Here is a 13,844-nt window from a genome sequence, read left to right on the forward strand (position 1 = left end):
GTAATGGGTCCCGGCCTTCGCCGGGACGACGCAGGATTGCCTTCGCCGGGACGACGGTGAGGGAGCGCAGGCTTACCCAGCCGCCGTCACGCAATTCACCCACAGCACCACGGCCTTCGCATCAGTGGCGGGATTGGAAAACCGGTGCGGGCGGCGGCTGGCAAAGCGAAAACTGTCACCCTGCTTCAGCGTCCAGGTCTCGGTGTCGACAGTCAGCGTCATCTCGCCTGATAGCACGAGGCCGGCCTCTTCACCGTCATGGGTGTAGAACTCGTCGCCGGTGTTGCCGCCGGGATCGAGATGCACCAGGAACAGGTTGAGCCGGCTCTCGCTGCCGGCAGGGCTCAGCAGCTGCTTTGAGATTCCGGTGCGCCACAGTTTCAGCTCGGCGCGCTGTACCTCGCGGGTCACGACGCCGCCGGTGCTGCCATCCTTCGGTGTTGCGCCGAACAGTGCAGCGATGCCGACGCCGAGCACGTCGGCCAGCGTCGCCAGCACGCGCAGCGAGGGCGACGACAGGCCGCGCTCGATCTGGCTGATGAAGCCGATCGACAGCTCGGTGCGCGCGGCCACCGTCTCCAGCGACATCGCCTTGACCCGGCGCAGGTCGCGGATCCGGCGTCCGACCGCGAGATCCATCGCGGGCTCGGCCGGCTTCTTTTCGAGTTTCTTTTCGAGTTTCTTCCCAGCTTTCTTGGCTGGCTTTCCGGCGGCGCGGCGTGCCGTTGCAGGCCTCATTGCCGCGCCTTTGCGCATTCTCTTGCCGCCGCTCACGTCAGTCCGCTTCCTTCATGTGCATGAAAACCGCTTGCATTGGCGGCGGTTTCGTGACCACAATTTCATATTGGTGAAAATAGGCCGGAACGGCGTCGCCCGCAACCAAAAGCGCTGACACAGCGGGCGCAGCGGCACCGGGGCCGGTTTTGGCGTCAGTCTCGGGAGGTGGTGCGATGTCCTTTCAGCGTTTCGTCCAGGCCGCGGTCGCGGCACTTGCCCTTGCCGTGAGCGCGCCGTCAGGGGCGCAGCAGGTGCTCAAGGTCGGCTCGACGCCGACCGGCATCCCCTTCACCTTCCTCGACACCAAGACCAATTCGATCCAGGGCATCATGGTCGATCTTGCCACCGAGATCGGCAAGGACGCCGGCTTTACCGTGCAGATCGAGCCGATGCAGTTCTCGGCACTGATCCCCTCGCTGACCGCAAACAAGATCGACATCATCGCCGCCGCGATGTTCGCCACCGCGGCGCGCAAGGAGGTGATCGACTTCTCCGAGCCGGTCTACACCTATGGTGAAGGCTTGGTGGTGCCGAAATCCGACACCAAGGCCTACGCCTCGCAGGAGGATCTGAAGGGCACGGTGGTCGGCGCCCAGGTCGGCACCGCGTTCGTCGATGCGTTGAAGAAGACCGGGCTGTTCAGCGAGGTCAAGGTCTACGACACCATTCCCGATATCCTGCGCGACGTGAATGCCGGCCGCCTCAAGGCCGGCTTCGCCGACTATCCGATCCTCGCCTACAATCTGCAGCAGGGCAATTTCGCCGACGTCCGCCTGGTCGACGGCTACAAGCCCGTCACCGTGGGCACCGTCGCGATCGGCGTCCGCAAGAGCGACACCGAACTGCTCGGCAAGATCAACGCCTCGCTGGCGAAGTTGAAGGCGAACGGCACGATCGCGAAGATCCTGGAGAAATGGGGCCAGAAGGCCAGCGGGTCGTGAGGGCCAGTGCTTCGACGGGATTTCAGGTGACCCGTCATCCTGAGGAGCGGCGTCTTCGCCGAGTCTCGAAGGATGCACGGCCCGGCCGGTGGGCCCCACGGCGTCGTCCTGGCGTAAGCCAGGACCCATAACCACCGAGTTCGATGCAGAGTGCGATCGTGGCCCCAGCGTCGCACAGCAGCAAGCGGTTGGGGTAATGGGTCCTGGCTTTCGCCAGGACGACGCTGAATACATTCACACTCTCTCAGGGTGACGGTAAAAGCACTCGAGCATGTGACGGGATTGGATACGGCTAGCCGATGCAAAAATTCTTCCACGACGCCGTCGAGTTCGTGCCGATCCTGTTGCAGGGTGTCTGGCTGACCATCGTCGTCACAATCGGCTCGCTCGCGCTGTCGACCGTGCTCGGGCTGGTGTGGGCATTGATGCGGGTGTCCGGCATCCGCATCCTCGTTTGGCTCAGCGCCGCGCTCATCAATCTGATCCGCGGCATCCCGATCATCGTGTTGCTGTTCTACATCTATTTCGTGATGCCCGATTTCGGCATCGCGCTGTCGGCGTTGCAGGCCGCGATCATCGGGCTCGGCATCGCCTATTCGGCCTATCAGGCGGAAAATTTCCGCGCCGGCATCGAGGCGATCGACAAGGGGCAGATCGAGGCGGCGCAGACCATCGGCATGGGCTGGTGGCTCACCATGCGCCGCGTGGTGCTGCCGCAGGCGGTCAGGATCATCCTGCCGCCCTACGGTAACGTCATGATCATGATGCTGAAGGATTCATCGCAGGCCTCCACCATCACGGTCGCCGAGCTGGCGCTGCAGGGCAAGCTGATCGCGTCCTCGACCTTCAAGAACACCAGCGTGTTCACGCTGGTGGCGCTGATGTACCTCACCATGAGCATTCCGCTCATCCTGCTGGTTCGGCACTTCGAGAACAAGGCGAACCGCAAATGATCGAGCTCCGCGACGTCCACAAGAGCTTCGGCAAGGTCGAGGTGCTGAAGGGCATCACCGCCTCGGTCGCCAAGAGCGAGGTGGTCTGCATCATCGGCCCCTCAGGCTCCGGCAAGTCGACCATCCTGCGCTGCATCAACGGGCTCGAGAGCTACGATCGCGGCGAGATCAGCGTCGAGGGCGCGCGTGTCGACAGCAATGACCGCTCGATCGTCGCGATCCGCACCCAGGTCTCGATGGTGTTCCAGCGCTTCAATCTGTTTCCGCATCGCACCGCGCTCGAGAACGTCATCGAGGGCCCGCTCTATGTGAAGAAAGAGCCGCGCGAGCAGGCGATCGCCCGCGGCCGCGCGCTGCTCGCCCAGGTCGGCCTCGCCGACAAGGCCGAGGTGCATCCGCCAAAGCTCTCCGGCGGCCAGCAGCAGCGCGTCGCGATCGCCCGCGCGCTGGCGATGCAGCCGAAGGCGATCCTGTTCGACGAGCCGACCTCGGCGCTCGATCCGGAGTTGGTCGGCGACGTCCTGTCGGTGATGCGCAAGCTCGCCGATGACGGCATGACCATGGTGGTCGTCACCCACGAGATGGGCTTTGCCCGCGACGTCGCCGACCGCGTGCTGTTCATCGACGGCGGCGTCATCGTCGAGCAGGGCGCCGCCAAATCCGTCCTCAACCAACCGCAGCACCCGCGCACCCAGGATTTCCTGCGCCGCGTGCTGCATCCGCTGTGATCGCTGATGGTTGACTTGAATAGAGACGTTGCCATGCCAACGGTCCACCTCTCCCCTTGTGGGAGAGGTCGGATCGCATCGTTAGATGCGATCCGGGTGAGGGGTGACGCTCTCTCGTGGGACCTGAACCCCTCACCCGGCGCTTCGCGCCGACCTCTCCCGATGGGAGAGGTGAAGCACGAGCTCCAATCATGACCACATCGGCTCGTCTGCCGCTGCCACCAAGCCTTTATGCCGACACCGCCGTCGAGGCGACGCCAACGCCGCCGCTGACGTCGGACAAGACCGTGCCGGTTGCGATCATCGGCGGCGGCTTCACCGGCCTGTCGACCGCGCTGTACCTCGCCGAGCAGGGCGTGCTCGCGACCGTGTTGGAGGCGCAGGAGCCGGGCTGGGGCGCGTCCGGCAACAATGGCGGGCAGACCAATCCCGGTTTGAAGCACGACCCCGATCAGATCGAGCAGGATTTCGGCGCCGATCTCGGCCGCCGCATGGTCGAATTCTCCTACGGCACCACCAACTTCACCCATGATCTGATCCGCCGCTACCAGATCCCCTGCGAGGCGCGGCAGAATGGTACGCTGCGCGCGGCCTACAACGAGGCCAGTGCCGCAGCGATTGAGACAACGGCCAAACAGTGCATCCAGCGCGGCATGCCGGTGAAGCTGCTCAACGCCGCCGAACTGCGCGCGATGACCGGCAGCGACCGTTACCTCTGCGCGTTGCTCGATGCGCGCGGCGGTGACCTGCATCCGCTGAGCTACGCCCGCGGCCTGGCGCGCGCCGCGATCGGGACCGGCGTTGCCGTCCATGGCGAGACGCCGGCGCTGCGGCTCCGCCGTGACGGCAGCCGCTGGCGGATCGAAACTCCGCGCGCCATCGTGCATGCCGACAAGGTGCTGCTCGCGACCAACGGCTTTACCGACGATCTCTGGCCCGCTCTTCGCCGCACCATCGTGCCGGTGTTCTCGTCGATCGCGGCGACCGCGCCGCTGCCCGACGAGGTCGCGCGTTCAATCATGCCGACGCGTCCGGTGCTCTACGAGAGCGGCCATATCACCGTCTACTACCGCATCGACCAGCACAACCGCCTGTTGATGGGCGGCCGTGGCCCGATGCGCTGGATCAGCAAGCCGACCGACGTCGCCTATCTGATCCGCTACGCCGAGCGGCTGTGGCCGCAGCTCAAGGGCACGAGCTGGACCCATGGCTGGAACAGCCGTCTTGCCATCACCGCCGACCACTACCCGCATGTCCATGAGCCCGCGGAGAATTTGCTGATCTCGCTCGGCTGCAACGGCCGCGGTGTCGCGCTCTCGACCGCGATGGGCGCGCAGCTCGCCCGCCGCCTGATCGGCGGTGCCAAGGCCGAGATCGACATGCCCGTGACCGGCATCAAGCCGATGCCGATGCACGCGTTCTGGCGGGTCGGCGTCACCGCCGCGGTGCTGACCGGGCGGGTGCGGGACAAGCTCGGGGTGTAACGCTATCGCGTCCCGGTCTCGGCAAGGTGCGTCCTGAAGAACGCGATGGCCGCGGCGTGAAAGCGCCGATGGAAGGCGACGCGATCGAAGCCCGGCGCGTCGGTACAAATGGCAGCCATCTTCGCTGTCTCCTCCGCCGTGCAAGTCGCGAGGAAAGAGAAGTGCTTCGCATCTTTCACCAGGTGAAAGTCCGGTTTGGACGGAAGCCGCTCGTTGATGGCGGCAGCACAGCATCCGGAGAGACCGTCGCCGTTCTGCGCGGGGTCCGAGCTCCACAATTGAACCGGAATCGCCACGGCTTTCAGATCCTCGGGCGCAAAGAACAGCACGGGAAAGGGATCGACGATGATGGCAGCCTTGATCCGCGGATCATGGATGATCGGTCCGCGCGGCTTCTCTCCGCTTTCGAGTTCCTTGCAGGCCCGCAAGCTCGACGTCTGGCAGTTCGGCAGGTCCTTGCGGAGATCGGGCTCACCACCAATCGCCGCGAGGGCAGTATAGCCGCCCCACGAGAAACCGTAGAGACCGATGCGTCCGGCGTCGATGCGAGCAGCATCAGGCCATCCTTGAAGTGCGTAGTCAATTGCGCGCTTGATGTCGGCGGGCCGTTCGACCGTCACGGCAAGACTGTCGGTGCCGCTGGTATCGCGTTCGGTGTCGGTCGGATGATTGAATGTCAGAACCATGAAGCCGGCATCCGCCAGCGCAGCGGCAGTGTCGTGATGACCGCCGAGCCATCCGCGTCGTCCATGCGAGATCACGATCAGCGGCAGCTTGTTTCCAATGATCGGGCAGTCGTTCACGCCGAAGAACGTTCGGCCGCCACGGGCATCGATCTCGTGCGGAGCTTCCGCGCAGGGATGCCAGATCACCCCTCGGATCGCGGGCCCGTCACTGCTCGCGGGCACGTTGAAAGCCCGCAGTCCAGCCGCCTGTGCAGCCGAGAGGCTGAGCGACACCAGAGCGGAGAACAGCAAGGGAGACCAACGCATAGGGCTATCGCTTGTCGAGAATTCGCAACTCGGCGGTGGCGGTGGCGACCGTCACGTTCTCCGCATCGATCAGGTCGGCCTCAACGATCATATCGCGCCCGGTCTGCGAGACGACCTTCGCCTTGGCCGTGATCGGACCCGCGCGCGCCGGTTTGAGAAGTCGCGTGGCGAGGGTTTTGGTGACCACCGTCTGTGTTGCGGGAAGTGCTGCAAGTGCGCCGAGGCCCGTGGCCGAATCCAGCATTGCGGCGAGGAAGCCGCCCTGGATCGTGCCGTGCCGGTTGGTGAACACGGGCTTCGCTTCGAAGCGGATCGAGGTGACCACGCCGTCGAAGCCCAGCCACTCGCGTCCGAGAAGTTGCGCGCCGGGCGGCAGGTCTGCACTTGCTTTGTCCGGGCCGGTCACTGTCATCAAGCCGCTTTCGGAAACAACGGCCGGAAGAACGACCGATCGTAGCGTGTGAAGCACCCCGTCTGCTTTGCGAAAGCGATCGCTTTCTGCACGTCCGGATCCGCGGCGGAATCCTTCCGATACTGCTCATAGGCCGCGAGGCTCGGAAAGCTGAACATCGCCAGCGCGACGTCGCTCGCGCCTTCGGACGGCAGGAAGTAGCCGTGATGGACACCGCCGAACCGCGGCAGCAGCTCAAGCCACATCGCAGCATAGGTTTCGAAGTCGGCGAGCTTGCCCAGCCTGATCTCATAACGCAGGTAGCAGGTAATCATTCTGCGGTGCTCCGAATGGTTGTTGAACAGGCGTCCGGACTATATCTCAGCGATCGAGTCGCGCCATATGTCGCAAGAACGCGAAGCTGCGTCTCCACCCACACGTCATCGCCCGGCTCGATGACCGGGCGATCCAGTACGCCGCGGCCCATCGATCCAACAACGCCTGTCTCTGGAATACTGGATCACCCGTTTTCGCGGGTGATGACACTGAACAAGCCTCGCAGGCGCGCCACATATTCGCAGTCGTCCCGGCGAAGGCCGGGACCCATAACCACCGATGCCTATTGTTGCGCGATGTTGCAACGACGAGTTCCGCCGACAACATCTGCCGCGGAGTATGGGTCCCCTGAGTTCACAAACGAAGTGCAACACTTCCAACTGGAGGTGTTGCCATGGGGCGGACTTACAAGCAGCTCTCCCTGGAGGAGCGATGCGAGATTGCCAGGCTTTCGGCCGGTGGCAGCTCGATCCGGCAAATCGCGGCAGCTTTGGATCGCCCGCCATCAACGATCTCTCGGGAGCTGAACCGTAATTCTGGCGTTCAGGTCGGCTACAAGCCCAGCTATGCCCAGCAACAGATGCGAGCGCGGCGCTGGACGGGCTCTCGCCTCGAACGGGAGCCCGGCCTGCGCCGTGCGGTGTTGGAACGTCTTGGCCGGGGCTGGTCGCCCGAGCAGGTCGCCGGCCGGCTGGCTCGCGAGCACGGCCGCAAGGTGATCTCCTATGAGAGCATCTACCGCTTCATTTATGCCCAGCTCACCCGCACCTCGGACTTCAGCTGGCGGCGCTACCTGCCGCGCGGCAAGAGCAAGCGCGGTCGCCGCGGCAAGCGGGGCGGCAGTCCCGCAAGCTTCATCGAAGGCCGTGTTTCGCTGGATCTGCGCCCCGTCGAGGTCGCCGATCGCAAGACCCCGGGCCATTGGGAGGCCGACCTCATGATGTTCTCCAAATACGGTCAGCAGATCCTGGCCGTGCATGAGCGCACCTCCCGCCTGTTGCTCGGCGTCCCCCTCGCAAGCAAGCTCGCCTCCGGCGTCGCTCACCATCTCGTACGCCTGTTCGAGGTCCTGCCACAGCCGATCCGCCAGACCGTCACCTTCGACAACGGCACCGAGTTCGCATCTCACCTTGCCTTGCAAAGCCTCTTGATCAAGACGTACTTCTGCGATCCCCACGCCCCCTGGCAAAAAGGGGGCATCGAGAACGCCATCGGCCGCATGCGCCGCTTCATCCCGCGCAACACCGACCTCGAAAAGCTGCCAACCCGCCGCCTGCGCAAGTCCATCGCCGCCTACAACAACACCCCGCGCAAATGCCTTGACTTCAGGACCCCGGCAGAGGTCTTTGCTGCTCAAGTGTTGCACTTCGAGTGTGAATCCACCTCCCGGCTTTCGCCGGGACGACGGCTTTCCCGAGATGCTTGTTGTTGTGCGTGCCGCGTTCTTCTCACGCTTCCGCGATGGCATCGCTCCACGGATGGAACGGCTCGGTGGCGCCGCTGTTCGTCGTGCCGTCGCGCAGCACGATGCTGGGGCAGGCGAACTTCTTCGGCTGGGTCTGGATCCGCGCCTCCTCATAGTCGAAGCGGCCGCGCAGCGCCTCGCGCACGGCTTGCGGCAGGCGGACATCGCCGATCACGATGGCGCCTTCGCTGGCGTCGATGCGTGGCGCGTGGATCGCGGTGTCGAGATTCATTCCGAAGTCCATTACGAAGGAGACGAGCTGCGACACCGCGGGCAGGATGCGGCGGCCGCCGGACGCGCCGGCGGCGAAGCGGCGGCCGTCGGCCGCTTCCGCCACCACGGGCGTGTAGTTGGTCAGGCAGCGCTTGCCCGGCGCGAGCGAGTTCGGATTGCCCTGCACCGGATCGAACCACATGATGCCGTTGTTCATGGTCAGCCCGGTGTTCGGCGTCACGAATTTGGAGCCGAAGGTCGAGAGCAGCGTCTGCGTCACTGCGGCCATGTTGCCGTCGCGGTCGACTGCGGAGAAATGCGTGGTGCAGGATGGCGCCACCGCCTCGGCACCGAGCGCGCGGCGGCCATCGACGTCGCCCATGTCCTTCAACCGCTCGCGATAGGCGGCTTGCAGCGCTTCGGCATAGGCTGCATAGGCCACAGCATCCGGGCCGCCTTGCGCCGGTGCTAACGCCTTCTGCAACAGACCGAGCGTGCGTGCCATCGTGGGGCCCGCGGTCAGTTCCGGCGTCGCGTAGACCGTGCCGCCGCGATAGGGAATCCTGAGCGGCTCGCGCAGATGGGCGCGGAAGGCGGCGAGATCGCGCACCGACAGCGCGCCGCCGGCGGCCTGGATATCGTCGGCGATGCTGCGCGCCAGATCGCCCTCATAGAAATCGCGCGGGCCCGCCGCGGCGAGCTGCGCCATCGTCGCCTTCAGCGCGTCCTGCGGCATCCGGACCACCGAGCGGATGCCCCACTGCGCATTCGGCGGCAGGCCATCCAGCAGATAAGCCGCCGCGCTGGCGGGATAGCGCCGCAGATCGGCGGCGGAGCTTGCGATCATGTCGGTGGTCCACCAATCGACCAACAGGCCTTCGCCGGCGAGCTTGACGCTCGGCGCCAGCAGGTCCTTCCACGGCATCCTGGCGTGGCGGCGATGTGCCTCCTCCATGCCGGCGACGACGCCGGGCACGGCGATCGAGCCGGGGCCATGCAGGTTGCGATCGTCCTTCACGCGAGCCCAGGGGAACAGGTCGGAGGCCGCACCGCCGGTCAGCGGATAATCCTCCAGGCGCAGGCCGTCGGGTGCGCGCATGCCGTAGTCGATCACCTCGACGCGGTTCTCCTTGGCGCGATACAGCACCATCGCGCCGCCGCCGCCGGCGCCGCTCATCCACGGCTCCAGCACGCCAAGGGTAAAGGTGGTTGCAATCACGGCGTCGACGCAATCGCCGCCCGCCGCCAGGACCTCGGCGCCGACTTCGGCCGCCCGGCGCGACTGCGCCGCGACGATGCCGCCCTTGGTGCTGACGGCCGGCTTACGGATCACTTGCGAGTTGGAGAACTGATCGGACATGGCGTTGCTTTCGCTGTTCTTGTTGCGGGCGGGGCACGTTGGCGTAGCATGTCAGGCATGGCACTGTCAGTGCAACAACAAGAACCAGTTTCAGGGAGCGGAAAATGAGCAGCGTGAAGCGCGAACGGGACGGCAAGGTCGGCATCCTCACGCTGAATGATCCAGCCAGCCTGAACGCGATGACACCGGAACTGCTCGGCGATCTCGCGCGTGCGATCGGCGAGATGGGGGTCGAGCGGGGTATTCGCGCCCTGATCCTGACCGGGGAGGGGCGCGGCTTCTGCTCCGGGCAGAATCTCAAGGCGTTCAACTCGCTCGGCGACAACATCTATACCGGCGTGATGAAGCATTATTGGCCGGCGATGCAGGCCTTGCGCGAATGCCAGATGCCGGTGGTGGTCGCGGTCAACGGCGTCGCGGCCGGCGGCGGCTTCAGCCTTGCGATGTCCGGCGACATCATCCTGGCCGCGCGCTCGGCGAGCTTCATCCAAGTGTTTAGCCGAATCGGCCTGGTGCCCGATCTCGGCTCGACCTGGCTCTTGCCGCGCCTGATCGGGCGGCAGCGCGCGCTCGACCTGATGCTGCTGAACGAGCCGCTGTCGGCGGAGCGGGCCAAGGAGTGGGGATTGGTGCGCGAGGTCGTCGATGACGCAAAGTTGCTCGACGAGGCAAAAGTGCTCGCCGGCCGCCTCGCCGATGGCCCGACGCGGGCGCTGGTCGCGACACGGCAGCTCCTCGAGGAGAGCGAGCACGCGAGCTACGCCGAGCAGTTCCGCCGCGAGATCGAGCTGCAGTCAATCATCCGCGAAAGCGCCGACGCGCAGGAAGGCCGCAAGGCCTTCGTCGAGAAGCGCAAGGCCCAGTTCACGGGACGCTAGGCCTTGGCGCTCCAGGTGCTACCCGATAGCGATCGCGATCTTGCCGAAATGGGCACCGCTCGCCATGTGGGCGAACGCGTCCTTGACCTCGTCGAATGCGAACACCTTGTCGATAACAGGCTTGACGCCGTGCATGCTGATGCCGTCGCAGAGCGCCTGCAGATCCTCGATCGAGCCGACAGTGACGCCCTGCAGGCGCTGCTGCTGCATCACCATCAGCGGCAGCCGCGAGTCGGACGAGGCGGGACCTGCGAGCACGCCGATGAAGGCGATGGTGCCGCCGATCCTGGTGGCGCGGATCGACTCGTTCAGCGTGCCGACGCCGCCGACCTCGACCACCAGATCGACGCCGCGCCCGGTCAGCTCGCGCACCTTCTTGCCCCAGTCGGGCGTGGTCTTGTAGTTCAGCGTGACATCGGCACCGAGCTGTTTCAGCCGCGCGATCTTGGCGTCGCTGGAAGAGGTGGCGATGACGCGGGCGCCGCACATTTTGGCGAATTGCAACGCGAACAGCGAGACGCCGCCGGTGCCCTGGGTCAGCACCGTCTGTCCCGGCTTGATGTCGCCGAGCTTGACCACCGCGCTCCACGCCGTGAGGCCGGCGCATGGCAATGCCGCAGCCTCGATGTCGCTGAGATAGCCCGGCGTGCGCACCAGCGCCTGCGCCGGGAAGACCCGGTATTCGGTCAGCACGCCGTCGACGCTGCCGCCGAGCGCCGCACGCATCCGCGCCTCGCTCGGCTCGCCGCCGAGCCAGCTTTCGAAGAAGCTGCCGATCACGCGATCGCCGGCCGCGAAATGTTTGACGCCGGCGCCGACCGCCTCGACCACACCGGCGCCGTCGGAGGCCGGGACCAGCGGAAATTTCTGCCGCGAGCCGTAGCCGCCCTTGACCGTGAGCAGGTCGCGATAGTTCAGCGTCGCCGCCTTCAGCCGCACCAGCACTTCGCCGGTGCCTGCCTGCGGAACCGGCTTGTCGACCAGCGCAAGCGCGTCGACGCCGCCGGGGCCTTGCAACTCGTAGCATTTCACGGGACGCCTCCTGCTAGGTGTTCTCGTCGATATTCTCGTTTTGGGCCGCGCACCCGGCACCGCCGCGTATCCAGCGAGCATATGTCAGGCTTGCCGCGCATGGCCAGTGCGCGAGGTGCGGCCGATGGAATGGCGCCTATGCTGGAACAATTTGGTGCCGGCGGCACATGCCGCCAACCCATGCCGAACGATGAAATGATCTGGCGGAGGTGACCGTGGCTGCCGTGCTTGCGACGAGACGCGATCCAATCGTCACCTTCGCGCGCAGCGTGGTCCGCATGCTGCTTGCCGCTGCATTGATTTGCTGTGGTGTCGCGATCGCGGCGGCAGACGACAGCCTCTACCGCGCGCAGACCGTCGTCACCGGACAGGGCGAGCCGAACCGCATCATCGGCTTCGGCGCCTGTCTGGAGGACGTCCTGATCAAGGTCTCCGGCCAGCCGATGCTGGCAAGCGACCGCCGGCTCGCGGGCTATAAATCCAGGGCCAAGGAGTTCGTCAGCAGTTTCGACTATCACGACCAGTATGCCGGCAAGCCGCATCACGACGAGCAGGGCACCCGCGATCGGCCTTACGACCTCACCGTGGCCTTCGACCAGAGTAAGATCGACGGCATTCTCGCCGGACTTGGCCTCAAGCCGTGGCGATCGCAGCGGCCAGTGCTCGGCGTCTTCGTCGAGATGCTGCACGGCCCGAAGGACTATATCGTCACATCAGACGGCACGCAGTCGGATTTGCAGCGCGACGCGCTCGCGGCAGCGGCCGGCAAGCGCGGGATGCGTTTCGTGCTGCCGGATGCGTCCGCGCTGACCAATGCCGGCATCACCGCGGCCGAGCTCTTGAAGACGCAGCCGGCGAAGCTTGCCCCGATCGTGGCACCGCAGGGCGGCGGGGCCATCCTGGTCGGGCAACTGGTCTGGGACGACAAGGATCTGGGTTGGGCCACGCAATGGCGGATGGCCTGGCATGGCCGGGACTACAAATGGCAATTCCGCGGTGTCACCTTCGACGAAGCCTTTCGCCGCGGTATCGGCGGCGCCGCGCAGGTGCTGTCCGGCAATGGCGATCCGGGGCGATCGAAATGAGCCTGCGGGCTCTAAAGCATGATCCGGAAAAGTGCGAAGCGGTTTTCCGAAAAGATCATGCTCAAACAAAGAGCTAAAGCGCGATGACGATTCAACCAAATATCATCGCGCTTTAGCCGGCGTAGCCAAGCGTCTGCGACGGGTACTCCCCGAACATCGCGCGGTAGTATTGCGAGAAGCGTCCGAGCTCGATGAAGCCCTGTTCGATCGCGACCTTGGACACGGTGGTCTGCTCCGGCGTGCTTTCGCGCAGGATCGAACGGATCATGCAGAGCCGCTTGTAGCGCAGGAACGTCACCGGGCCGACGCCGAACACCTCGTGGAAGGCGCGGTGCAGGCTGCGCCGCGACAGCCGAAGCTCGGTGCAGATTTCCGAGACATGGACCGGGCGGGTGCCCGCGGTGCGCAGATAGTCCTCGACGTCGCGCACCAGCCTCATCGCCGAGGGCAGATATCTGGTGCCGTCCGGCGGCAGCGACGTGACGACCGTCGCGCTCACGCAGTCGACGATCGCGCGTTTCCAGAATTCGGCCGACGCCTCCGACAGCGCGTCCGGATACCGTGCAAGATGCGAGACGATCTGCGGCAGCCGGTCCGCGGCGCTCATGCCGATGGCGGGGTCGGCACGGAAGTGGTTCTTCGCTTGCCAGGTTTCGGCATCGGCGAGCCGCGGCTCGCCGCCGAACAGCTCGGGAAGATCGGTCATGTCGAAGCGAATCGCCGCATAGGACGAGGCCCGGTGGAACACGCCGTCATGCTCGACCGACGGAGGAATCACCAGCACGTCGGCCGGTTGCATGTCGAATGCCCAATGCGTGACGCGGTCCGTCGCATTGAGCAGCATGCCGATGATCAGCTTGTCGTCGGCGGAGGTGCGCTGGGTGCGGACCCCGACATTGAACGCGCCGATACTGAGCGAAAAGTCGCCGATCCCGACGTGGGACAACGTGCCGCGCAGCTTGCCGCGCTCGAGCTGCATGACTTCGACATGCGAACCTTTGACGGCGTCGTGGAGCCCCTCGAAGCCGTCAAGCTCGCCGGTGTGAATCGACAGGTCCTTGCCCATATCCACGCCCACAAGTGTAGCGCGACCAATCTGCCGATACCAAATGACGTGAAATCAGTACAAAATACAACCCGACACAACCCGCCCCGATGGGTTCGATTCGCACGACGAGACGGCGCGGATTCTTGCCGGTTTTGCCCGGG

General features: G+C 65.3%; 13 protein-coding genes and 1 pseudogene. 7 read left to right on the forward strand and 7 right to left on the reverse strand.

Annotation, left to right across the window (positions count from 1 at the left end; translation table 11 throughout):
- Positions 1 to 72 precede the first annotated feature (72 nt).
- Complete coding sequence (locus tag ACTUWL_RS23820; RefSeq protein ID WP_035653300.1) at positions 73 to 774, reverse strand: cupin domain-containing protein; 702 nt, start codon at positions 772 to 774, stop codon at positions 73 to 75.
- Between the two features lie 176 nt (positions 775 to 950).
- Between ACTUWL_RS23820 and ACTUWL_RS23825 the strand changes: the two genes are divergently transcribed.
- The 4 genes from ACTUWL_RS23825 (at position 951) to ACTUWL_RS23840 (ending at position 4,883) form a co-directional block, all read left to right on the forward strand.
- Positions 951 to 1,718 carry an ABC transporter substrate-binding protein gene (locus ACTUWL_RS23825; RefSeq protein WP_021081854.1) on the forward strand — a complete coding sequence of 256 codons (768 nt, stop codon included), beginning with the start codon at positions 951 to 953 and terminating at the stop codon, positions 1,716 to 1,718.
- 299 nt (positions 1,719 to 2,017) lie between these two features.
- Complete coding sequence (locus tag ACTUWL_RS23830) at positions 2,018 to 2,671, forward strand: amino acid ABC transporter permease (protein ID WP_021081853.1); 654 nt, start codon at positions 2,018 to 2,020, stop codon at positions 2,669 to 2,671.
- Positions 2,668 to 3,399 carry an amino acid ABC transporter ATP-binding protein gene (locus tag ACTUWL_RS23835; protein WP_021081852.1) on the forward strand — a complete coding sequence of 244 codons (732 nt, stop codon included), beginning with the start codon at positions 2,668 to 2,670 and terminating at the stop codon, positions 3,397 to 3,399. The genes ACTUWL_RS23830 and ACTUWL_RS23835 overlap by 4 nt, the downstream gene beginning before the upstream one ends.
- Before the next feature lie 191 nt (positions 3,400 to 3,590).
- Positions 3,591 to 4,883 (forward strand): NAD(P)/FAD-dependent oxidoreductase, encoded by a 1,293-nt coding sequence (locus ACTUWL_RS23840; protein WP_021081851.1) that lies wholly within the window; start codon positions 3,591 to 3,593, stop codon positions 4,881 to 4,883.
- Between the two features lie 2 nt (positions 4,884 to 4,885).
- Here the strand turns inward: ACTUWL_RS23840 and ACTUWL_RS23845 are convergent, their stop codons facing one another.
- From ACTUWL_RS23845 to ACTUWL_RS23855, 3 genes are read right to left on the reverse strand one after another with little or no spacing between them, the layout of a single operon-like run.
- Positions 4,886 to 5,842: an alpha/beta hydrolase family protein gene (locus ACTUWL_RS23845; protein WP_307756436.1), complete on the reverse strand. Its 957-nt coding sequence runs from the start codon at positions 5,840 to 5,842 to the stop codon at positions 4,886 to 4,888.
- A 37-nt stretch (positions 5,843 to 5,879) separates the two neighbouring features.
- On the reverse strand, positions 5,880 to 6,287 hold the full coding sequence (locus ACTUWL_RS23850; RefSeq protein ID WP_021081849.1) for a PaaI family thioesterase: 408 nt from the start codon (positions 6,285 to 6,287) through the stop codon (positions 5,880 to 5,882).
- Positions 6,287 to 6,601 carry an NIPSNAP family protein gene (locus ACTUWL_RS23855; RefSeq protein ID WP_021081848.1) on the reverse strand — a complete coding sequence of 105 codons (315 nt, stop codon included), beginning with the start codon at positions 6,599 to 6,601 and terminating at the stop codon, positions 6,287 to 6,289. Before ACTUWL_RS23855 ends, ACTUWL_RS23850 begins: the two co-directional genes overlap by 1 nt.
- Before the next feature lie 395 nt (positions 6,602 to 6,996).
- On the opposite strand from ACTUWL_RS23855, the pseudogene ACTUWL_RS23860 reads away from it, so the two are divergent.
- Positions 6,997 to 7,986, forward strand: a pseudogene (locus ACTUWL_RS23860) (IS30 family transposase); the annotation flags it as partial.
- Positions 7,987 to 8,050: 64 nt separating this feature from the next.
- Here ACTUWL_RS23860 and ACTUWL_RS23865 read toward each other — a convergent pair.
- Positions 8,051 to 9,640, reverse strand: coding sequence for a gamma-glutamyltransferase (locus ACTUWL_RS23865; RefSeq protein WP_021078995.1), 1,590 nt, complete (start codon positions 9,638 to 9,640; stop codon positions 8,051 to 8,053).
- Between the two features lie 104 nt (positions 9,641 to 9,744).
- Between ACTUWL_RS23865 and ACTUWL_RS23870 the strand changes: the two genes are divergently transcribed.
- Positions 9,745 to 10,518, forward strand: coding sequence for an enoyl-CoA hydratase-related protein (locus tag ACTUWL_RS23870; RefSeq protein WP_021078996.1), 774 nt, complete (start codon positions 9,745 to 9,747; stop codon positions 10,516 to 10,518).
- Between the two features lie 18 nt (positions 10,519 to 10,536).
- On the opposite strand, the gene ACTUWL_RS23875 is transcribed toward ACTUWL_RS23870, so the two are convergent.
- Entirely contained in the window at positions 10,537 to 11,550 is a 1,014-nt protein-coding gene (locus tag ACTUWL_RS23875; RefSeq protein WP_021078997.1) for a zinc-dependent alcohol dehydrogenase family protein, read from the reverse strand.
- Positions 11,551 to 11,765: 215 nt separating this feature from the next.
- Here ACTUWL_RS23875 and ACTUWL_RS23880 point away from each other — a divergent pair, with 215 nt between their 5' ends.
- On the forward strand, positions 11,766 to 12,635 hold the full coding sequence (locus ACTUWL_RS23880; RefSeq protein ID WP_021078998.1) for a DUF2066 domain-containing protein: 870 nt from the start codon (positions 11,766 to 11,768) through the stop codon (positions 12,633 to 12,635).
- Between the two features lie 112 nt (positions 12,636 to 12,747).
- On the opposite strand, the gene ACTUWL_RS23885 is transcribed toward ACTUWL_RS23880, so the two are convergent.
- Complete coding sequence (locus ACTUWL_RS23885) at positions 12,748 to 13,701, reverse strand: helix-turn-helix domain-containing protein (RefSeq protein ID WP_021078999.1); 954 nt, start codon at positions 13,699 to 13,701, stop codon at positions 12,748 to 12,750.
- Positions 13,702 to 13,844: the final 143 nt, after the last annotated feature.

The organism is Bradyrhizobium sp. WCU1 (assembly GCF_053474805.1).

Coding starts and splice junctions, on each gene's coding strand:
- ACTUWL_RS23865 (WP_021078995.1), bottom strand. CDS start 9,640: ATGTCCGATCAGTTCTCCAACTCGCAAGTGATCCGTAAGCCGGCCGTC.
- ACTUWL_RS23825 (WP_021081854.1), top strand. CDS start 951: ATGTCCTTTCAGCGTTTCGTCCAGGCCGCGGTCGCGGCACTTGCCCTT.
- ACTUWL_RS23850 (WP_021081849.1), bottom strand. CDS start 6,287: ATGACAGTGACCGGCCCGGACAAAGCAAGTGCAGACCTGCCGCCCGGC.
- ACTUWL_RS23835 (WP_021081852.1), top strand. CDS start 2,668: ATGATCGAGCTCCGCGACGTCCACAAGAGCTTCGGCAAGGTCGAGGTG.
- ACTUWL_RS23855 (WP_021081848.1), bottom strand. CDS start 6,601: ATGATTACCTGCTACCTGCGTTATGAGATCAGGCTGGGCAAGCTCGCC.
- ACTUWL_RS23840 (WP_021081851.1), top strand. CDS start 3,591: ATGACCACATCGGCTCGTCTGCCGCTGCCACCAAGCCTTTATGCCGAC.
- ACTUWL_RS23870 (WP_021078996.1), top strand. CDS start 9,745: ATGAGCAGCGTGAAGCGCGAACGGGACGGCAAGGTCGGCATCCTCACG.
- ACTUWL_RS23830 (WP_021081853.1), top strand. CDS start 2,018: ATGCAAAAATTCTTCCACGACGCCGTCGAGTTCGTGCCGATCCTGTTG.
- ACTUWL_RS23885 (WP_021078999.1), bottom strand. CDS start 13,701: ATGGGCAAGGACCTGTCGATTCACACCGGCGAGCTTGACGGCTTCGAG.